17 protein-coding genes and 1 rRNA gene are annotated in these 19,799 nt (G+C 63.1%); 17 read left to right on the top strand and 1 reads right to left on the bottom strand.

All coding sequences use genetic code 11. From position 1 onward, the window contains the following. Positions 1 to 163: 163 nt before the first annotated feature. Positions 164 to 652: an inorganic diphosphatase gene (locus ACSSVG_RS09525; RefSeq protein ID WP_024818962.1), complete on the bottom strand. Its 489-nt coding sequence runs from the start codon at positions 650 to 652 to the stop codon at positions 164 to 166. A gap of 208 nt (positions 653 to 860) precedes the next feature. Here ACSSVG_RS09525 and dacB point away from each other — a divergent pair, with 208 nt between their 5' ends. From dacB to ACSSVG_RS09440, 17 genes are all read left to right on the top strand, one after another. Further along, positions 861 to 2,306: a D-alanyl-D-alanine carboxypeptidase/D-alanyl-D-alanine endopeptidase gene (gene dacB / locus ACSSVG_RS09520; RefSeq protein WP_492418599.1), complete on the top strand. Its 1,446-nt coding sequence runs from the start codon at positions 861 to 863 to the stop codon at positions 2,304 to 2,306. Between the two features lie 61 nt (positions 2,307 to 2,367). Next, positions 2,368 to 3,489: a zinc-dependent metalloprotease gene (locus ACSSVG_RS09515; RefSeq protein ID WP_231341186.1), complete on the top strand. Its 1,122-nt coding sequence runs from the start codon at positions 2,368 to 2,370 to the stop codon at positions 3,487 to 3,489. A 152-nt stretch (positions 3,490 to 3,641) separates the two neighbouring features. Next, entirely contained in the window at positions 3,642 to 4,712 is a 1,071-nt protein-coding gene (tilS, locus tag ACSSVG_RS09510; protein ID WP_308102731.1) for a tRNA lysidine(34) synthetase TilS, read from the top strand. Between the two features lie 31 nt (positions 4,713 to 4,743). Further along, positions 4,744 to 5,295 (top strand): hypoxanthine phosphoribosyltransferase, encoded by a 552-nt coding sequence (gene hpt, locus ACSSVG_RS09505; protein WP_026540856.1) that lies wholly within the window; start codon positions 4,744 to 4,746, stop codon positions 5,293 to 5,295. 196 nt (positions 5,296 to 5,491) lie between these two features. Next, positions 5,492 to 6,310 (top strand): hypothetical protein, encoded by an 819-nt coding sequence (locus tag ACSSVG_RS09500; RefSeq protein ID WP_492418597.1) that lies wholly within the window; start codon positions 5,492 to 5,494, stop codon positions 6,308 to 6,310. Positions 6,311 to 6,507: 197 nt separating this feature from the next. After that, positions 6,508 to 8,577, top strand: coding sequence for an ATP-dependent zinc metalloprotease FtsH (gene ftsH / locus ACSSVG_RS09495; protein ID WP_231341154.1), 2,070 nt, complete (start codon positions 6,508 to 6,510; stop codon positions 8,575 to 8,577). A gap of 10 nt (positions 8,578 to 8,587) precedes the next feature. Next, positions 8,588 to 9,223: a GTP cyclohydrolase I FolE gene (gene folE, locus ACSSVG_RS09490; RefSeq protein ID WP_026005412.1), complete on the top strand. Its 636-nt coding sequence runs from the start codon at positions 8,588 to 8,590 to the stop codon at positions 9,221 to 9,223. A gap of 5 nt (positions 9,224 to 9,228) precedes the next feature. Then, positions 9,229 to 10,134 carry a dihydropteroate synthase gene (gene folP, locus ACSSVG_RS09485; RefSeq protein ID WP_231341152.1) on the top strand — a complete coding sequence of 302 codons (906 nt, stop codon included), beginning with the start codon at positions 9,229 to 9,231 and terminating at the stop codon, positions 10,132 to 10,134. Positions 10,135 to 10,146: 12 nt separating this feature from the next. Then, positions 10,147 to 10,506: a dihydroneopterin aldolase gene (gene folB / locus ACSSVG_RS09480; protein ID WP_159699993.1), complete on the top strand. Its 360-nt coding sequence runs from the start codon at positions 10,147 to 10,149 to the stop codon at positions 10,504 to 10,506. After that, a complete protein-coding gene (folK, locus tag ACSSVG_RS09475; RefSeq protein ID WP_231341151.1) occupies positions 10,503 to 11,048 on the top strand; it encodes a 2-amino-4-hydroxy-6-hydroxymethyldihydropteridine diphosphokinase in 546 nt (181 codons plus the stop codon). Before folB ends, folK begins: the two co-directional genes overlap by 4 nt. After that, positions 11,045 to 11,566 carry a DUF3180 domain-containing protein gene (locus ACSSVG_RS09470; protein WP_231341150.1) on the top strand — a complete coding sequence of 174 codons (522 nt, stop codon included), beginning with the start codon at positions 11,045 to 11,047 and terminating at the stop codon, positions 11,564 to 11,566. Before folK ends, ACSSVG_RS09470 begins: the two co-directional genes overlap by 4 nt. Further along, positions 11,547 to 12,059 (top strand): PH domain-containing protein, encoded by a 513-nt coding sequence (locus ACSSVG_RS09465; protein ID WP_231341149.1) that lies wholly within the window; start codon positions 11,547 to 11,549, stop codon positions 12,057 to 12,059. The genes ACSSVG_RS09470 and ACSSVG_RS09465 overlap by 20 nt, the downstream gene beginning before the upstream one ends. Positions 12,060 to 12,079: 20 nt before the next feature. After that, entirely contained in the window at positions 12,080 to 13,657 is a 1,578-nt protein-coding gene (locus ACSSVG_RS09460) for a PH domain-containing protein (protein ID WP_492418594.1), read from the top strand. Next, positions 13,650 to 14,558, top strand: coding sequence for a Rossmann-like and DUF2520 domain-containing protein (locus ACSSVG_RS09455; RefSeq protein ID WP_231341147.1), 909 nt, complete (start codon positions 13,650 to 13,652; stop codon positions 14,556 to 14,558). Before ACSSVG_RS09460 ends, ACSSVG_RS09455 begins: the two co-directional genes overlap by 8 nt. A gap of 5 nt (positions 14,559 to 14,563) precedes the next feature. Then, positions 14,564 to 15,466, top strand: a complete 903-nt coding sequence (panC, locus tag ACSSVG_RS09450; protein WP_492418592.1) for a pantoate--beta-alanine ligase — start codon at positions 14,564 to 14,566, stop codon at positions 15,464 to 15,466. Positions 15,467 to 15,571: 105 nt separating this feature from the next. Continuing rightward, positions 15,572 to 17,065 carry a DHA2 family efflux MFS transporter permease subunit gene (locus ACSSVG_RS09445; RefSeq protein ID WP_492418590.1) on the top strand — a complete coding sequence of 498 codons (1,494 nt, stop codon included), beginning with the start codon at positions 15,572 to 15,574 and terminating at the stop codon, positions 17,063 to 17,065. Positions 17,066 to 17,831: 766 nt separating this feature from the next. Beyond that, a 16S ribosomal RNA gene (locus ACSSVG_RS09440) occupies positions 17,832 to 19,351 on the top strand. The last annotated feature ends 448 nt before the right edge of the window (positions 19,352 to 19,799 follow it).

The raw sequence follows: 19,799 nt of genomic DNA, 5'->3' as shown, positions 1-19,799 counted from the left end.
GGAACCCCCTGTGTACAAGCGTCGAAAAGTCTCGTCCCAGCCTAGGCCGACCTGCAAGCTGCCGCGATGGGGAGACATGCCCATGTGCACAAAATCAGGACGTTAAAGCACGACGGCGGCTGGTGCGGTTCGCAGTGAACCGCACCAGCCGCCGTCGGGCGGACTAGTGTGCTGCCGGAACGTAGCGCTTGATGGAAGCTTCCAGCTCTGCTTCGGCGGCGGCGCGGTCGCCCCAGCCTTCGGCCTTGACCCACTTGCCGGGCTCCAGGTCCTTGTAGCGAGTGAAGAAGTGCTCGATTTCCTTGATCAGGAATTCGCTGACGTCGCTGACTTCCTGGATGTGGTCGAAGCGGGCGTCAACGGGGACGCAGAGGACCTTGGCATCTCCGCCGCCGTCGTCGGTCATGTTGAAGACGCCGATGGGGCGGGATTCAACAATGACGCCCGGGTGGAGGTCGAAATCCTGCAGGAGCACCAGTGCGTCCAGCGGGTCGCCGTCCTCGCCCAGGGTGTTCTCGAAGAAACCGTAGTGCGTGGGGTACTGCATGGAGGTGAACAGGACGCGGTCCAGGCGGACACGGCCGGTTTCGTGGTCAACTTCGTACTTGACGCGCGATCCCTTGGGGATCTCGATGGTCACGTCGTGCTTCATGGAATGCTCCTTGACGGGTGTGGGTGGGGCGTCGCCCCGCCGAAGCGGCCGTCACGGGTGACGGTGCCTCAGGCAGGCTGCTAAACCCGGGGCTGGCGGCAGGCAAAAGGACAGCCGGTGCCGCCGACTACTATTGAGGATATAGCGAGAGGCCCGGGTTTCTTGAACCGGCGGGGACATTTCAGGACTGACAGGACCAAGCAACTGCATGAAGGGCGTTAAAAACGGGGGTGCCCGCTGGGTATCTTCGGCGTGGGGGCGCTTGAAATGGCCGGTGCTGTTGGCCACGGTCCTGCTGTGCCTCGGTGCGGTGGTGGTGGTTGGCATGGTGCCGGGCCTGCTCGCCGCGCCCAAGCCGTCACCTTCGGTCCCATCATGGCAGCAGGAGCCTGACCGCCTGGCCGACGCCAGCGGTGTGCTTCCCTTGAACGCTGACGCCCCTGTTCCGGTGCCCGCTGAAGTTGCCCGCTTGCTGGACGCCACGCTGAAACCCGCTGGCGGCGGCAGCATCAGCGGTGTGGTGATGGACGCCTCCACCGGCCAGGTCCTTTTCGACCGCGACGCCGACGCCAACCGGATTCCGGCCTCCAACATGAAGTTGCTGACCGCCGTCGCTGCTTTGAAGGCGCTCGGTCCGGAATCCCGCTTCACCACGCGCGTGCTCGCCGGTGAGGATCCCTCAACAGTGGTGCTGACCGGGGGAGGGGACGTCCTGCTGGGTGCCTCCGCGTCCGATCCGTCTGCAGTCATGGGCCGCGCCGGCTTGGCTTCCCTGGCCGCCGATACCGCCGCTGCCTTGGCTGAAGCCGGAGTCAAGGGCCCTGTTACTGTCCAGGTGGACGACTCCCTCTTCACCGGTGCGCCCCTCAACCCGGCCTGGAGCCTGGATGACGTGGCCGCCGGCGAGACCGCTCCGTTGTTCTCCCTTGCGTTGAACTCGGGGCGCTACTCGGCCGATGTCCTGACGGGGCCGAGGCCCCAGGATTCCACCGCCACTACGGCCCAGGCCTTCGCCGAGCAGTTGGCGGCGGCCGGCGTGGCGGTAAGTCCCGGCGTCGAACGCGGCAAAGGCATCCCCGCCAAGGTGCTGGCGGCCGCGGAATCGGCCACAGTCAGCGAGCAGGTGGACCTCATGCTTGAGTCCTCGGACAACTTCCTGGCCGAGGCATTGGGACGGATGACTGCCTTGGCCTCCGGTCAAAAGGCCACGTACGACGGCGCCACCGCAGCCGTGCGGCAACGGCTGGGGGAGTTGGGGATCACCACGGATTCGATGCAGTTGGCCGATGTTTCCGGGCTTGCCTTGGAAAACCAGGTCAGCGCCCGCCAGTTTGCCGAGGTCGTCCGAGCCATCACCAGCGGACCGGACCTGGCGCTTCGGACGGCGCTCGATGGCTTCCCGGTAGCCGGGCTGACCGGCACCCTGGATGACAGGTACGTGGACGCCAGCACCGCCGAGGGAGCCGGACTGGTCCGGGCCAAGACCGGAACGCTGAATACGGTGATCGCATTGAGTGGCTACGTTGTGGACGCCGACGGACGGCTGTTGGTGTTCTCCTTCATCGGCAACGGCCTTGAACCCGGTGCGGCCGCAAACAAGGTGGCAATGGACCGTTCAGCGTCGGTGCTGGCATCATGCGGATGCCAGGGCTAGGTGCTCCGCGTGGAGCGAACTTAAGAGCCCACTGTCAGTCTGGTGTGGTGTGATGGTCCGTATGGTGTCATCTGCCCGCGATTCGTCAGCAGGGGCCCCGTCCCTGATCAATTGGGACCTGGCCGCCTCTACGGCTGCCCGGCTTGCCCCTCCCGGTCCGGAGCTTAGTGCCGGGGAGATCGGCAAGGCGGTGGAGAACCTCCGCTTCAACGCGGATATCTCCGTCCCGCACGTCCACGACATCACCGGCCTGGACGCTGCCCGGGACCTGCGGGATTCGCACGTCCTGGTGGTGGACCGTGCCTCGTGGTCCAAGGCAAATACGCAGAGCTTCTCGGTGATGCTCCAACCCGCGCTGAAGAAGATGCTGGAGAGCCGCAGCGGCGTGGCCATGACCCCTGCCGCGGCCGCCGCCAGCGGTGCCATCACGGGGACGCAGCTCGGCGCTGTTCTCGCGTTCCTTTCCAGCAAAGTCCTTGGCCAGTACGACCCCTTTGCTGCCCTGGCCCCAGACTCCAACGTTCCACCGGGCGGCAGGCTGCTGCTCGTGGCCCCCAACATCATGTCCGTGGAGCGCGAACTCAACGTCCACCCGGACGACTTCCGCCTCTGGGTCTGCCTGCACGAGCAAACGCACCGGGTGCAGTTCGCCGCCGCGCCATGGCTCAGGCACCACATGCTGGATGAAATCGAGAAGCTCAGCGGCAACCTCCTGGGCAATATGGATTCCTTGGTGGAACGCGCCGGCGCGGTGGCCAAGTCCCTGCGCGACCGCAACCCCTCCGAGAAAGCCCCAGGCCGCGGCGCCATCCTGGATCTCCTGCAGAACCCCGAAGAAAAGGCATCGCTGTCCCACATCACAGCGGTCATGAGCCTCCTTGAGGGCCACGCCAACGTGGTCATGGACGCCGTGGATGCCAGCATCGTCCCTTCGGTAAGGACCATCCGCCAGCGCTTCAACGAGCGCGGCAAGGACCGCGGCGTGGTGGAGAAGTTCATCCGCAACCTCCTGGGCCTCGATGCCAAGATGCGCCAGTACACCGATGGCGCCAAATTCGTGCGCGAAGTGGTTGCCGTAGCGGGCATGGAGGGCTTCAACAAGGTTTGGGAGGCCGCCGAATACCTCCCCACCGAAGAAGAGATCCACAACTCCAAGCTGTGGCTTGAGCGGATGGGGCTTTGAGCGTTCCCTCGGGTTCCGCTGCCGGGTCCGGCGTCGGTTCCGCCGCCGGTCCCGCTGCCGGTCCCGCCGCCGGTCCCGCTGCCGGTCCCGACGGTAAGGGTCGACGGCGGCCTGGGCGTTTGGCTCCTGTCGTAGGCAAGGCGCGGAAGCAGTTGCAGAACGCATTGGCCGCCGCGGGGTATCCGCAGCGTGTGCTTGTCGCCTGCAGTGGAGGGCCGGATTCCTTGGCGCTCGCAGCCATTGCGGCTTACTTTGGCAGGCGCGGGCACGTTGATGGACATCCAGTAACCGTTGCCGCCGTGGTGGTGGATCACCAGCTGCAGCCCGGCTCCGCGGAGGTCGCAGCCAGGACTGCCGCCGTTCTGCGTGAACTGGGACTGTCGCCGGTGCAAGTGCGCGCCGTGGACGTTGCGGCCACAGGGTTTGGCCCCGAAGCCGCTGCAAGGGACGCCCGCCATTCCGCGTTGGAGTCCGCTGCAGATGACCTCGACTGTGAGGCGATCCTGCTGGGACACACGTTGGACGATCAGGCCGAACAGGTCCTCCTCGGCCTGGCCCGCGGCTCCGGAACACGTTCCCTGGCTGGAATGAGGCCTGCCCGCGGACGCCTGCTCCGCCCTTTCCTGGGCCTGCGCCGCGACGAGACCCACGAAATCTGCGAGGTTGAGGAACTGGATCCTTGGCACGACCCGAGTAACGCCGATCCTGCTTTCGCGAGATCCCGGACCCGTGTGGAAGTCATGCCCGTCCTGGAAGAAAAGCTCGGCCCGGGTGTCGCTGAATCCCTCGCCCGGACCGCCGCAATCCTGCAGCAGGACGCCGATTTCCTTGAGGACTTGGCCAACGAGACCTATCTCTCACTTGTCCAGCGGGAAGACGGCGATGCGTGGCTTCCTGAAGATGCCGTCCGTGAGTTGCCCGCAGCGCTCAGGTTTCGCGTGATCGCCAAGGCAGCGGCCGACGTCGGGGGTCAACAACCCGGCTACGGCCGCCTCCAAGCCGCGGAAGCGTTGCTCCGGCGCCAGGGTTCGGCGGGACCCGTGGAGCTTCCCGGTCACGTCAGTGTGTACCGTTTGTCCCTCAGCGATTTGGAGCAGGAACGGGCTGCTCTCACGCATGCTTCGACCACCGGTGCGGCGGGTGACCCTGCCGACGCCGGTCCCCGCGAAGCCGCGCGCTGTGGGAAGCTAGTATTCCGGCATCAGAAACCGTCCCAACAGTAGCCGCACCCGAGCATCAAAACAGGAGCCATTGGTGGATTCAAACGACGTCCAGGCAGATCTCAAGCACGTTCTTTACACCAAAGAGCAGATCCAAACGCGTATCGCAGAACTCGCGGCGCAGATCGACAAGGACTACGAGGGCCGCGATATCTTGGTCGTCGGCGTCCTCAAGGGCGCCGTCATGGTCATGGCGGACCTTGCCCGTGCGCTGCACAGCCACGTGAGCATGGACTGGATGGCCGTCTCGTCCTATGGCTCGGGTACCCAGTCCTCCGGCGTTGTCCGGATCCTCAAGGACCTCGATACCGACCTCATGGGCAAAGACGTGCTCATTGTTGAGGACATCATCGATTCCGGGCTGACCCTTTCCTGGCTTAAGTCCAACCTCGAGTCCCGCGGCACGGCCAGCGTCGAGATCTGCACGGCCTTCCGCAAGCCGACCGCTGCCAAGGTGGAAATCGACGTCAAGTACGTCGGCTATGACATCCCCAACGAATTCGTGGTTGGCTATGGCCTCGACTACGCCGAGAAGTACCGCAACCTGGACTTCGTGGGCACCCTTGCCCCGCACGTCTACGAGTAAGCGCCCTTCTTAACTCCACGCCGCCGCGCCCTTTTCCGCCGTTCGCGCCCGTAACCTCAGGTGCGTGTGGCGGGTGTGGGTGCGGCGTTTGTGTATAACGCGGCGTTGGTGCTTAAGGGGTGCGATGGGCGGTCGTGGGTGCAGATATCGGGCCCTGAACCTGCCGCCGCGCCAAACCCTCGCGCTAAACTGGACCATGACCGGTGCTCCTGCCCGTCTTCTGGCGTGGCTCGCCGTCATGGCGACCCTTCTCACGGCCTGCACTCCTGCGGTCGATCCCACTGAGCCCGGTTCCGGTCAACCAATGGCGTCCGCATCTGCTGCGCCAGCGACGGGTGACCTTGAAGCGGTTCCGTCCACGAACGCCACGCAGGCTCCCGCGCCACCGCAGCCCGCACCTCTACCCGCTGTGCCTCAGGCTTTTGCCCTGAACCTCTACCAAGACGGGGACTTCGTCCCCCAGTACACCTTTGACTGGTGTGTGGCCGCGAGCATCCAAATGGCACACAACCTCATCGATGACACCGGAGGCGGAACCTGGGCATCCTCCGCACAGCAAAGCGAGCTGTGGGAGATGGCCCGTGCGCGGTCATCGAATTCATTCAACGGTGCCAACCCCCGGGGCTGGGCGCAGGTGCTGACCGAGGTTGGAATGGGCCCATACGCGGTAGTCAGCGTCGCAAACTACGAGGACACGCTGCAGACGGCGGCGCGTGCCATCGCCGAGACCGGCCGGCCGGTGGGGTTGGTTATGTGGAGCGGACGACATGCCTGGGTCATGAGCGGCTTTGAATCCGTGGGTGATCCCGCCCAGTTCCAGGAGTTCCAGGTAACGGGGGTTCGCGTTCTGGATCCGCTCTATCCTCACGGCAGCGGGCAGTGGGGTCCCTCGCCGGAGCCCAACAGCCTGCTTACTCCCGAGCAGTTGGCCACGCAGTTCGTGGTCCGTGAGCCCCGGCGTTGGAGCACGGACCTGCCCACCGGTTACTTGCTGGTGCTCCCGGTCGCGGCCTGACGCACCGCAAGAGCAATAAACCCTGTTCCAGCGCTCCCGACGCGAGTATCCTGTGTACGCCCAGAGGGAACTTTTGGACTTTCCGATGCGTGAATTACTGGGAACGGTGTATAGCTTGAAACTGAAGCAGCACCACTCGCGCGCAGAAGTTGCGCCTTGCAGCACTACCAGGAGGGACGGGGCAAAACCCCGATCAGATGAAAGCTAAGAGTTTCTTCAAGGGCCCGGGCATCTGGATTGTTGTCGTCGTTGGCTTGCTCCTGGTGGCATTCGCAACACTGGCTCCGGGCGGTTCAACGCGCATTGACACCAAGGATGGCCTCGAACTCCTTTCCCAGAGCGGGAAGGTTGAGCAGGCCAAGATTTTCGACGCCGAGAATCGCGTTGACCTGGTGCTCAAGGACAACCTGAACCTGGACGGCCAGGACAAAGGCAAGAACGTTCAGTTCTTCTACGTCACGGACCGCGGTCCGGATGTAGTTAAGGCTGTCACCAACGCCAACCCGGACAAGGGCTTCACTGACCAGCCGGTCGAGAACAACTGGTTCTCCGGCCTGTTCTCGCTGCTTATCCCGGTACTGCTCCTCGGTGTCCTGTTCTGGTTCCTGCTTTCCCGCATGCAGGGCGGCGGTTCCAAGGTGATGCAGTTCGGCAAGTCCAAGGCCAAGCTGGTCAACAAGGACATGCCGCAGGTGACCTTCTCCGATGTCGCCGGTGCGGACGAAGCTGTGGAAGAGCTCCAGGAAATCAAGGAATTCCTCCAGGAACCCGCAAAGTTCCAGGCCGTCGGTGCCAAGATCCCCAAGGGCGTGCTGCTTTACGGCCCTCCAGGTACCGGTAAGACGCTGCTTGCCCGTGCTGTTGCCGGTGAAGCCGGCGTCCCCTTCTTCTCCATCTCCGGCTCGGACTTCGTTGAAATGTTCGTCGGTGTTGGTGCTTCCCGTGTCCGCGACCTTTTCGAACAGGCCAAGGCAAGTTCCCCGGCCATCATCTTCGTGGATGAAATCGACGCCGTGGGCCGTCACCGTGGCGCCGGCATCGGCGGCGGTAATGACGAGCGCGAGCAGACTTTGAACCAGCTCCTCGTGGAGATGGACGGCTTCGACGTCAAGACCAACGTCATCCTGATCGCCGCAACCAACCGCCCGGACGTCCTGGATCCCGCCCTGCTGCGCCCGGGACGTTTCGACCGCCAGATCACCGTGGAAGCCCCGGACATGATCGGCCGCGAACAGATCCTGAACGTCCACGCCAAAGGCAAGCCGATGGCCCAGGGCATCGACCTCAAGGCCGTGGCCAAGAAGACGCCAGGTTACACGGGTGCCGACCTGGCAAACGTCCTGAACGAGGCCGCGCTGCTGACCGCTCGTTCCAACGCCAACCTCATTGACGACCGTGCTCTGGACGAGGCAATCGACCGTGTCATGGCCGGCCCGCAGAAGCGCAGCCGTGTCATGAAGGAACTTGAGCGCAAGATCACCGCGTACCACGAAGGCGGCCACGCATTGGTTGCCGCTGCCCTGCGCAACTCGGCACCGGTCACCAAGATCACCATCCTGCCCCGCGGCCGTGCCCTCGGCTACACCATGGTGATTCCCGAGGACGACAAGTACTCGGTCACCCGCAACGAACTGCTGGACCAGATGGCCTACGCCATGGGCGGCCGCGTGGCGGAGGAAATCGTGTTCCACGACCCCTCCACCGGCGCTTCCAATGACATCGAGAAGGCCACCTCCACGGCCCGCAAGATGGTCACGCAGTACGGCATGAGCGAACGCGTCGGCGCTGTGAAGCTGGGCCAGGGTGGCGGCGAGCCGTTCCTCGGCCGCGACGCCGCGCAGGAGCGCAACTTCTCTGACCAGATTGCCTACGTCGTGGACGAGGAAGTGCGCCGCCTGATCGATCAGGCACATGACGAGGCCTACGCCATCCTTACGGAAAACCGCGACGTCCTGGATCGACTGGCGCTGGAACTGCTGGAACGGGAAACCCTGAACCAGGCCGAGATCGCCGAGATTTTCCATGACATCCGGAAGCGCGATTTCCGCGAGATCTGGCTGTCCAAGGAATCGCGTCCGGTCCAGTCGATTCCGCCTGTGGAGAGCCGCGCCGAAAAGGCTGAGCGCCAGGCCCAGGAAGAGGCCAAGAAGGCCCGTTTGGACGAGCCGCTGGACGTCGTAGCCCCGCATGCCCAAGGAGTAAGCAGCCAGGATTCGTTCCAGGCCCCGCGACCTGACGGCGGCAACGACCACCCGCATCACGGCTAAGCTATCTGCCGTGACTCATTTCGACGACGACGACGACCTCGCCGCCGCCCACGGTTCCGCCGCGGGCTCCAAGCACGGCCATAAAGTGGATCGCCCGCGTATTGAAGCGGCCGTCCGTGAGATCCTCCTGGCTATCGGTGAGGACCCTGACCGTGGCGGCCTCCTGGACACGCCCAAGCGCGTGGCCAAGGCCTACGCCGAGGTTTTTGCGGGACTCCACCAGCACCCGGCAGACGTCCTGTCCACTACGTTCGACCTCGACCATGAAGAGCTTGTCCTCGTGAAGGACATCCCCTTCTACTCAACGTGCGAACACCATTTGGTGCCGTTCCACGGCGTCGCGCATGTCGGTTACATTCCGTCACATGACGGCAAGGTGACCGGGCTCAGCAAGCTGGCCAGGTTGGTGGATATCTATGCGCGGCGGCCCCAGGTGCAGGAGCGCCTCACCACCCAGATCGTGGAGGCGCTCGTGAAGCACCTCAACCCGCGTGGGGCGATTGTCGTCGTCGAATGTGAACACATGTGTATGTCCATGCGTGGCATCCGCAAGCCCGGCGCGAAGACCGTCACCAGTGCGGTGCGCGGTCAACTCCATGACCCGGCCACCCGCGCCGAGGCCATGAGCCTCATACTCGGAAGGTAAGCATTATGGACTCCCTCGCTGCAGCACCCGGAACCGGCCCGGCCACAAGCCCGCTGCCGGTTCTCCGCAAGCCGCGGCCCGCGGCCAGGTTCGAGGACCTGCCAACGGACCGCACGCTGGTCATGGGAATCCTCAACGTCACCCCGGATTCCTTCAGCGACGGCGGCACCCACCGTACGCCGGACACAGCAATCGCGCTTGGCCTGCGTATGTTCTACGCCGGCGCGGACATCATCGACGTCGGAGGCGAATCCACGCGCTCAGGTGCCGAACCGGTTTCCCCCGAGGAAGAACAGCGCCGGGTCATTCCGGTGATCCAGGCACTGGTCAAAGCCGGTGCGCTGGTCAGCATCGACACGATGCACACGTCCACAGCCGCCGCAGCGGTAGAGGCCGGGGCAGCCATCATCAACGATGTGTCCGGCCTGACCATCGAGCCGGACATGCCCGAGCTCGTAGCCCGCACCAAGGTCCCGTACATCCTCACGCACCGCCGCGGGGACGCCCTGACCATGGACAGCCTCACGGACTACAACAATGTCACTGAGGACGTCGTGGCTGAGCTCAGCGGAGTCCGCGACAAGCTCTACGCAGCGGGCGTGGCTCCTGAGCAGATCATCATCGATCCCGGCGTGGGGTTCTCCAAGAACGAGGACCAGAACTGGGAGATCCTCAAGAACCTGGACCAGCTCTTCACGCTGGGCCACAAGGTGATGGTGGCTGCTTCCCGCAAGAGGTTCCTCGGCTCACTCCTGACCGTGTCCGGGAAGTCGGCCGCGCCTTTGGAACGCGATGCCGCTACTGCAGCCATCACCGCTTTGAGCGCCACCAAGGGCGCCTGGGCTGTTCGCGTCCACGACGTCGGACCCAGCCTTGACGCCGTCAAGGTCGCCGCCCGTATCGCCCGCTGATAGGAAAACGCTGTGGACAGGATCACGCTGACCGGCGTCACCGCCGTCGGTTATCACGGAGTGTTCGATTTCGAGCGCCGTGACGGCCAGCCTTTTGTGGTGGACGCCGTGCTGCACACGGATTTCACCAAGGCTGCCGAGACCGATGACCTGCAGTACACAGCGCATTACGGCGAAGTCGCTGAACTGATCACCAAGCACATCGAGGGTGAGCCCTTGAACCTCATCGAGGCCCTGGCTGTCAGGATTGCCGAGGGCATCCTGGCGAACTACAGCGTGGCCGCCGTCGATGTCACCATCCACAAGCCCAAGGCTCCTATCGAGGTACCGTTCGGCGACGTCACGGTCAGCGTCCACCGGGAGCGATCATGACGTCCGGCTATACCAAAGCCATCCTGGCGCTTGGCAGCAACCTGGGCGAACGCAACGACACACTTTCCACGGCTGTGGCCGCCCTGGTGGACCCTCCCGAGGTTCGGCTCCTGGGCGTCTCGCCTGTGGTGCAAACGAAGGCAGTCGGCGGTCCGGAAGGACAGCCGGACTTCCTGAACATGGTCATGGCCATCGAAACCATGTTGTCGCCGTTGGAGCTCTTGAAGCATTGCCACGAGGTTGAACAGCAACACCACCGCACCCGTGAGGTGCGCTGGGGGCCCAGGACTCTGGACGTTGACGTTATTGTGTTTGGCGACACCGTCAGTGACGATCCCATCCTCACCATTCCGCACCCCCGGGCTGCTGAGCGGGCTTTTGTGCTTTACCCGTGGTCCCTGCTGGAACCGCACGCGCAGTTGAACGGGCAGAGCGTTGCCGATCTGGCTGCCGTCGCCGCTGATATGCCGGACATCCGGCGTTTCGACGGCTACGGCGACGTCGCCGGAGTGCCCGCGACAGGGGCAGTGGAGCAACCATGAAAGCAATGCGCCCCGTGGTTCTGGTGCTCATCGCAGTCATCGCTGCCATCATCGGTTGGTTGGCCACTGCCACCACCAACCGCTTCAGTATGCCGACGCCTGTTTTGCCGGTGTCTGCGCTGGTGACCATGGGCGTCATCGTCGGGCTCACACTCGTCATGGGCGTGCGCGTCCTGCGCTGGCGCAATGGCAAGAAGAAGAACATGCTCAACCCCATCCTGGCGGCAAGGACCCTGATCCTGGCCCAGGCCTGCGCCTACGCAGGGACACTGCTCCTTGGCTGGCATGCCGGAATCTCGGTTGACCTCCTCCGCATCGGCAGCTTGCGGAGCGGCGAAGGAATCCTGTGGAACGCCCTGCTGATGGGCGGCGGTGGCGTGGTGATGGTGGTCGTCGGGCTCGTGGTTGAGCGCTTCTGCCGTATCCCACCCGAAGATCTTGAAGGTGGCACCGCCGGACCGGAAACCCGCCGCGGCGAAACTAAAGGTGAAGGCGAATATGCGTACCGAGGCGATTGATCCTCCCGGCGTTCAGTGGCTGCGGGTTTCCCCGAAATACGTCACGGTCCGCTTGGTGGAGTGGGCAATCGGCAACGTCTTGATGCTGGTGGTCCTGAGTTTGCCGCTCATTTTCGTGCTTCTGGGTTGGTGGCGTTGGCCGCCGTTGTGGCTTGCCATCACCGTTCCCGCAGTGATGTTCGTCCTTGCACTATGGCGGCTGGTGCTGATCCCGCGGCAGGTACGCGCCATCGGATACGCAGAACGCGACGACGACCTCCTCATCCGCCGCGGCATCTTCTTTCAGCGCACCATGGTGGTTCCGTACGGCCGCATGCAGTACGTGGACGTTGCCGTTGGGCCCGTGGAACGTGGCCTGGGACTTTGCACCTTGAAGCTGCACACGGCGTCCGCCGGAACCAACGCGCACCTCCCAGGACTTCCCGCCGAGGAAGGCGCACGGTTGCGCGAACAACTGTCGGCCCGTGGAGAAGCCAGGCTGGCCGGGCTGTGAGCCCGGCGGATAGTGCTGCGGTGAGCCTGCCGGACAAACCCGAAGCATCGGTGGAAAGCGAATGGAAGCGTGTCCATCCAGCGTCACCGTTCGTTCGCGGCTGGGTGGCGCTTGCCGCCGTCGGATTCTTCTTTGGCCGCGACGCTTTCGAGCGGATGCTGCAGGGCCGGGATTTCCTGGACGCAAACCTTAACGGCAGGGTGCTGTGGCTTTTGGCCGGCGGTGCCGTGGTGCTGCTTCTGACCGTCGGCGGGTTCATCCTCAGCTGGTACTTCACGCGCTACCAGGTTGCTGAGGGGTATGTCCGCGTCAACACCGGATTCCTGTTCAAGCAGCAACGGCAGGCACGTTTGGACCGCGTTCAGGCCATCGACATTGTGCAGCCGCTTTTGGCCCGGATTTTCGGGCTTGCTGAACTCAAGTTTGAAGTGGCCGACGCCGGAGAGTCGGCAGTGCGGTTGGCTTACCTTCCGCTCGGCCAAGCCAAGCAGCTGCGCGCCACGATCCTGGCGCGGGCGGCCGGGGTGGTCAGCGAGTCCGGGACGACAGAAGATATTCCAGAGGCTCCGGAGCTTGTGGTGCTGTCTGTGCCCCCGGCGCGGCTCATCGGTTCGCTGCTGCTGAGCGAGCAAACCATCGGAATTCTGATCGGTGCTGCAGTAGTTGTCGCCACCTCCGTCATCTTCGAAAACAATGCGATCTTCCTGGCCCTGATCCCCGGCATCCTGGGTATTGGCGCCGCTTATTGGAGTTCGTTCAACAAGGGCTACAACTTCACCGCTGCCATCTCCCCGGATGGCATCCGCCTTCGCTATGGCCTTCTGGATACCCAGGCCCAGACGGTGCCGCCGGGACGTATCCAGGCCCTCATGGTCACCCAGCCGCCCCTGTGGAGGATCTTCGGTTGGTACCGGATGCACGTCAATGTCGCAGGCTACGGTGTTTCTGCGAGCTCTGAGGGTGCTGCCCGCACCATGCTTCTTCCCGTTGGGTTGAAATCGGATGTCATGCGGATGATGTCATTGGTACTGCCCGATCCGGGAACTGAGGATCCGGAGCGGGTATTCACGGCGGGGCTGGACGGGTTGGCGCCGGCCGGGCCTGAATCCGCCCCGGACGATGGCTTCATCACCACTCCCCGCCGCGCACGGCTGCTGGCGCCGCTTGGCCGGAGGCGCAACGGATTCTTCGCCACCCGCACTGCTTTGCTGATCCGATCAGGCCGGTGGTGGCACACGCTGGTCCTCGTTCCGCACCAGCGGACGCAGTCCATGGCGCTCCACCAGGGTCCGTTGGCCAGGCGTTTCGGCGTGGCTGATCTGGTCCTCCACACCACGGCCGGACCGGTTTCGCCCCGGGTGTTCCAAGCGGGAGTGGAGCAGGCAGTGGAGCTCTTCGACCAGCAGGCAGCCCGTGCCCGGGAAGCAAGGAAGAGGCAAACCAGCGAGCAATGGCTGGCACAGGTAGCCCCGCAGGCTCCGGAACCCGCGGCCGGGGTCAGCCCGGAAGAAGCAACTCCGGCGGTAGGACCAACCCCGCCGGAACGGCCGGAACAACCCCAAACTTCACCACAACAGGAGGACCGCCACGATGGCTAGGCCAGGACGACTCGGAGTCGGGATCATCGGCGCCGGCAAGGTGGGTGCCGTGCTGGGTGCCGCATTGCGTGCGGCCGAGCACGCCGTCGTCGGGGTTTCTGCTGTGTCCGAGGCCAGCCGTGAGCGGGCCGGGACCCTGCTGCCCGGTGTTCCCATCCTTGAAATCCAGGACATCGTGGAGCGCTCGGAACTGGTGCTGTTGGCAGTTCCCGACGACGCCCTTGGCGAGCTCGTGGCGGGACTGGCCAAGCTGGGAGCCTGGCAGCCCGGCCAATTGGTGGCGCATACGTCAGGCCGGTTCGGCGTCGGAATCCTCAATCCGGTCCGCGCGGCTGGGGCGATCCCGCTGGCACTGCACCCGGCCATGACCTTCACCGGCATGAGCCTGGACCTGACCCGGCTCATGGACTGCACGTTCGGGGTCACAGCCGATGCTGCGATGCTGCCGATCGCCCAAGCGTTGGTGGTGGAGATGGGCGCCGAACCGGTGGCTATTGCCGAAGCCGACCGCACGCTTTATCACGCTTCCCTCGCGCACAGCTCGAACCACATGGTGACCTTGGTGGCGCAGGCGTCGCAGATGCTGCGGGAGATCGGCGTCGAAACCCCGGAGTCCATGCTCGGTCCGCTGCTGCGCGCAACGCTTGAAAACGCCCTCGCCTCCGGCGAATCGGCGTTGACGGGTCCCGTGGCGCGCGGGGATGTAGGCACCGTTTCTGCCCACGCCCAGGCGCTGGCGGAATACGACGGCGGTGCGGGCGGCGATGTCCTCGCGGCCTACCGGGCCATGGCGCAGGCAACTGCCCGCCGGGCGGTAAACCGCGGACTGCTGCGCCCGGAACAACTGAACGAGATTGACGAGGCTTTGGGCGCCGAGCCCAAGGCGCCGGAAGGAAACTGAACAGCATGGCCATCAAACTCGTGACCACTGCGGCGGACCTGCGCGCCGAAAGCGCCCGGCTCCTGGCCATGAAAGGCGGACACTCCCAAGGCTTGGTGCCCACCATGGGCGCGCTGCACTCGGGCCACGCCGCACTGGCCCGGACTGCCGTGGCCGGGAACGACGTCGTTGTGGCCACCATCTTCGTGAACCCGCTGCAGTTCGGCGATGCTGTGGACCTCGACCGCTACCCACGCACGCTCGACGCGGACATGGCCTTGCTTGATGCCGAAGGCGTCGACCTGGTTTTCGCCCCGTCCGTGGAGGAGGTATATCCCGGCGGCCAGCCCTTGGTGCGGGTGACATCCGGCGCGCTTGGCGAGAAGTGGGAAGGCGCCTCGCGCCCTGGCCACTTCGATGGCGCCCTCACCGTAGTGGCCAAGCTGTTGCACTACGGACTCCCCGGAGGTGCTGCAGCGGACGGCACGACCGCAACCTACCGTGCTTACTTCGGCCAGAAAGATGCGCAGCAGTTGGCCTTGGTGAAGCGGATGGTCTCGGACCTGAACTTCCCCGTGGAGATTGTTCCAGTGGCCACCGTCCGCAGTGAGGACGGCCTGGCACTCTCGAGCCGCAACCGCTTCCTTTCCGATGAGGAACGCGAAGCGGCGTTGGTGCTGTCGCGGGCTTTGCGCCTTATTGAGTCCCGCGCAAACGCGAACGAACCGCTCGACCTTGATTCCGCCGTCGCGCTTGTCGAATCCCAGCCGCTGGTGGAGCTGGACTATTTCGACGTCGTGGATCCCGCCACGTTGGAGCCGCTGGCGGAGAACTGCAAGGAGACGCCGTTCCGCGGCGAAGGGCTGGCGATCATCGCGGCCAAGGTGGGGCCGGTGCGCCTCATCGACAACGTTCCGTTGTTCTCCTAACGTTTGGAATTTTTCTGCTGACGGGAATTGGATGGGCGTTTAGACTGTTTTAGTCTTCACCGGCACAGCTCGCCGGACACCAAATCCAAACCTTGGGGAACCCTCATGTCTACCGACGTCACGTCCGACGCCAACGGCAAGCCCGAATCCGGCGCTTCCGGCACTGCCGCCTCCACAGAGGCGGCACCGCGGGTGCACCAGACGCCTGTGTCCGGGAAGATGTCACGTGAATCCGTGACTGTCATTGTCACGTTGCTGGTGGCCACGTTCGTGGTGATCCTGAACGAAACCATCATGAACGTCGCCCTGCAGCGGCTCATGACGGACCTTCAGGTGAGTGCTTCCACTGTCCAGTGGCTGGCCACTGGATTCATGTTGACCATGGCTGTCGTCATCCCTACCACCGGTTTCATCCTGCAGAGGATGAGCACGCGCGGGGCCTTCATGCTTGCGATGGGACTCTTCAGCGGCGGAACGTTGCTGGCCGCTCTGGCGCCAGGGTTCCTGGTGCTGCTGCTGGCACGAATCGTCCAAGCTGGTGGTACCGCCATCATGCTGCCGCTGCTGATGACCACCATCCTTACGCTGGTGCCGATGTCCAAGCGCGGGGCCGTCATGGGCAACGTCAGCATTGCAATTTCCGTTGCACCTGCCATGGGACCCACCGTTTCCGGCATCATCCTTGACAACTTCTCGTGGCGCTTCATGTTCGTGTTCGTCCTGCCGGTAGCCTTGGCAGCCTTCGCGATTGGTGCGAAGTACCTGACCAACGTGGGGGAGCGCGAGAAGACTACCCTTGACGTCGCATCCGTGATCCTCACGGTGCCCGCCTTCGGTGGCCTGGTATACGGCCTGAGCCAAATTGGTGGCGCCGACGCCGGAGTTGTTCCAGTGATCGCCCTGGTTGTTGGTCTCGTCAGCCTGGCATTATTCGTTTTCCGGCAGCTGAAGCTCCAGAAGTCCGACTCCCCGTTGCTGGACCTGCGTGCCTTCAAGTTCCGTATGTTCACGGTGTCCACGCTGCTGATGGTCGTCGCCATGATGGCCCTGTTCGGTGGCGTGATCCTGTTGCCTCTGTACCTGCAGAACACCCTGCACCTGCAGCCGCTGGAAACCGGGTTGGCGTTGTTGCCCGGTGGTTTGGCCATGGGTTTGTTGGGTCCGGTTATCGGCAGGATCTTCGACAAGGTGGGTCCCCTGCCGCTGACCGTGTCCGGCTCGGTGCTCATGGTCCTGACCCTCTGGCAGTTCTCACGGCTTGACGAGGCCAGTGCGCTTGGATGGGTGATCGCGCTTCACGTCACCCTGAGCCTCGGCTTGGCGCTGTTGTTCACCCCCGCCTTCACCACGGGCCTGAACCCGCTGCCGCCGCACCTCTACTCACATGGCTCGGCGATCATCAGCACCGCGCAGCAGGTTTCAGGTGCAGCCGGCACAGCGCTGCTCGTGTCCATTTACGCGGTGGTCTCTGCCTCGTCCGGCCTGGTGGCCGGTATGCAGGCTGCGTTCCTGGCTGCGACTGTCATTGCGGTTGCCGCGGTTGTCCTCGGCGCCATGATGCGCAAGACCGACGGCGCCGGAGGCCCCGGAGGTCACTGAGCTTCTGTTGGTTGGCATTAGTCACCCGCCTCCTCCTTCCGACGCCATCTCACCTTTTCGCCGTTTTCAAGCATCGTTCTCTCACATATCCGCTGGATATGAACAACGCTCTCTCACTTTGCTGGGGGAGCGTTGTTGTTTAACGGCTGAGTGCCGGCTGCCTAGTTCGGTTGAGGGCCCGACGGCGGTGGTTGGCGTTTGGGGTTGGGCTTGGATTGGGGGCTGCTGGCCGGGATTCGCAGGTGTGACGGGCTTCACCTGGTCGGTTTTTGGGCTGGTTGGCGTGTTTTTGGGGTTGTTTTCCTTGTGTTTGCGGGGTTTTTGGGTGGTGTTGGGGTGGATTTGGTGTGGGGGTGGGGCGCGTGTAAAGTTATTCGAGTCGCCGCCGCTGTTGCGGACTGATGGTGACAATCTCCCTTCAAATTGCCGGTTTCGGTGGTGCTTTGGTGCGCTGCTGGTTGGTGTGGGAGGCCCGGGTTCTGGTTTGCTTTGTGCGGCTGGTTCGGGTAAGTTTGAAAAGTTGCTCCGGAGCGATCCTGGACCCTGTGGGGTGTGGGTGGTGCCGGTTGTGTCTGTTGTTTGAGAACTCAATAGTGTGCCAAGTTTGTTGATACCGATTGTTTTATTGATTGGTTGAAATTTATGCCAGTTCTGTCATGCACCCCCGTGTGTGGTGGGCTGGTTTTCAGCTGGTTTCGAATTTTGTGCAGCCGTGTTCGCCGTTATTTCCGGTGGGTGTGGTTGTGTCTGTTTGATTTGTTTTACTTCAACGGAGAGTTTGATCCTGGCTCAGGATGAACGCTGGCGGCGTGCTTAACACATGCAAGTCGAACGATGATCCCAGCTTGCTGGGGGATTAGTGGCGAACGGGTGAGTAACACGTGAGTAACCTGCCCTTGACTCTGGGATAAGCCTGGGAAACTGGGTCTAATACCGGATATGACTCCTCATCGCATGGTGGGGGGTGGAAAGCTTTTGTGGTTTTGGATGGACTCGCGGCCTATCAGCTTGTTGGTGGGGTAATGGCCTACCAAGGCGACGACGGGTAGCCGGCCTGAGAGGGTGACCGGCCACACTGGGACTGAGACACGGCCCAGACTCCTACGGGAGGCAGCAGTGGGGAATATTGCACAATGGGCGCAAGCCTGATGCAGCGACGCCGCGTGAGGGATGACGGCCTTCGGGTTGTAAACCTCTTTCAGTAGGGAAGAAGCGAAAGTGACGGTACCTGCAGAAGAAGCGCCGGCTAACTACGTGCCAGCAGCCGCGGTAATACGTAGGGCGCAAGCGTTATCCGGAATTATTGGGCGTAAAGAGCTCGTAGGCGGTTTGTCGCGTCTGCTGTGAAAGACCGGGGCTCAACTCCGGTTCTGCAGTGGGTACGGGCAGACTAGAGTGATGTAGGGGAGACTGGAATTCCTGGTGTAGCGGTGAAATGCGCAGATATCAGGAGGAACACCGATGGCGAAGGCAGGTCTCTGGGCATTAACTGACGCTGAGGAGCGAAAGCATGGGGAGCGAACAGGATTAGATACCCTGGTAGTCCATGCCGTAAACGTTGGGCACTAGGTGTGGGGGACATTCCACGTTTTCCGCGCCGTAGCTAACGCATTAAGTGCCCCGCCTGGGGAGTACGGCCGCAAGGCTAAAACTCAAAGGAATTGACGGGGGCCCGCACAAGCGGCGGAGCATGCGGATTAATTCGATGCAACGCGAAGAACCTTACCAAGGCTTGACATGAACCGGTAATACCTGGAAACAGGTGCCCCGCTTGCGGTCGGTTTACAGGTGGTGCATGGTTGTCGTCAGCTCGTGTCGTGAGATGTTGGGTTAAGTCCCGCAACGAGCGCAACCCTCGTTCTATGTTGCCAGCGCGTTATGGCGGGGACTCATAGGAGACTGCCGGGGTCAACTCGGAGGAAGGTGGGGACGACGTCAAATCATCATGCCCCTTATGTCTTGGGCTTCACGCATGCTACAATGGCCGGTACAAAGGGTTGCGATACTGTGAGGTGGAGCTAATCCCAAAAAGCCGGTCTCAGTTCGGATTGGGGTCTGCAACTCGACCCCATGAAGTCGGAGTCGCTAGTAATCGCAGATCAGCAACGCTGCGGTGAATACGTTCCCGGGCCTTGTACACACCGCCCGTCAAGTCACGAAAGTTGGTAACACCCGAAGCCGGTGGCCTAACCCTTGTGGGGGGAGCCGTCGAAGGTGGGACCGGCGATTGGGACTAAGTCGTAACAAGGTAGCCGTACCGGAAGGTGCGGCTGGATCACCTCCTTTCTAAGGAGCTGCTTGCAACTGGTTGCTGTGCCTGCATGGGTGTGGTGGTGGTTGTCAGTGTTGCCCATTGCGCAGGCGTCTGTTCTGCGGTGGGTGCTCATGGGTGGAATATCAACGAATCAAACTTGTTTGGCATGGCCTTTACCGGTTGTGTCCTGGTGCCAGTACGGCGACCTGTGCCTCTTTGGGGTGTGGTGTTGTTTGGAACGTGGCCGGGGCGTGCGGTTTGTGGGGGTTGTGTTTGGCGCACTGTTGGGTCCTGAGGCAACAGGACCTTTTTGCAGCAATGCAGGGGGGCACTTCTGGTGTTTCTTTTGTTCCTGCTTCCGGTACTGCTGGTCACTGTTTTCAGCCCTGTGTGGGTTGTGGTGGGTGGTGGTCTGGTTGATGGGGTTGTTGTTTGAGAACTACATAGTGGACGCGAGCATCTAGAGCACGCACGTGGCTG

It is taken from the genome of Paenarthrobacter sp. E2MeOHC11 (genome assembly GCF_058744955.1).
This window is presented reverse-complemented; position numbering and strand designations above follow the sequence as displayed.

What these genes read in the sequence shown, in the direction of transcription:
- dacB (WP_492418599.1), top strand. Translation starts at nt 861, where the DNA reads ATGAAGGGCGTTAAAAACGGGGGTGCCCGCTGGGTATCTTCGGCGTGG.
- ACSSVG_RS09470 (WP_231341150.1), top strand. Translation starts at nt 11,045, where the DNA reads ATGAAAGCAATGCGCCCCGTGGTTCTGGTGCTCATCGCAGTCATCGCT.
- ACSSVG_RS09500 (WP_492418597.1), top strand. Translation starts at nt 5,492, where the DNA reads ATGACCGGTGCTCCTGCCCGTCTTCTGGCGTGGCTCGCCGTCATGGCG.
- panC (WP_492418592.1), top strand. Translation starts at nt 14,564, where the DNA reads ATGGCCATCAAACTCGTGACCACTGCGGCGGACCTGCGCGCCGAAAGC.
- ACSSVG_RS09515 (WP_231341186.1), top strand. Translation starts at nt 2,368, where the DNA reads ATGGTGTCATCTGCCCGCGATTCGTCAGCAGGGGCCCCGTCCCTGATC.
- ACSSVG_RS09445 (WP_492418590.1), top strand. Translation starts at nt 15,572, where the DNA reads ATGTCTACCGACGTCACGTCCGACGCCAACGGCAAGCCCGAATCCGGC.
- ftsH (WP_231341154.1), top strand. Translation starts at nt 6,508, where the DNA reads ATGAAAGCTAAGAGTTTCTTCAAGGGCCCGGGCATCTGGATTGTTGTC.
- ACSSVG_RS09525 (WP_024818962.1), bottom strand. Translation starts at nt 652, where the DNA reads ATGAAGCACGACGTGACCATCGAGATCCCCAAGGGATCGCGCGTCAAG.
- ACSSVG_RS09455 (WP_231341147.1), top strand. Translation starts at nt 13,650, where the DNA reads ATGGCTAGGCCAGGACGACTCGGAGTCGGGATCATCGGCGCCGGCAAG.
- folP (WP_231341152.1), top strand. Translation starts at nt 9,229, where the DNA reads ATGGACTCCCTCGCTGCAGCACCCGGAACCGGCCCGGCCACAAGCCCG.
- folK (WP_231341151.1), top strand. Translation starts at nt 10,503, where the DNA reads ATGACGTCCGGCTATACCAAAGCCATCCTGGCGCTTGGCAGCAACCTG.
- ACSSVG_RS09465 (WP_231341149.1), top strand. Translation starts at nt 11,547, where the DNA reads ATGCGTACCGAGGCGATTGATCCTCCCGGCGTTCAGTGGCTGCGGGTT.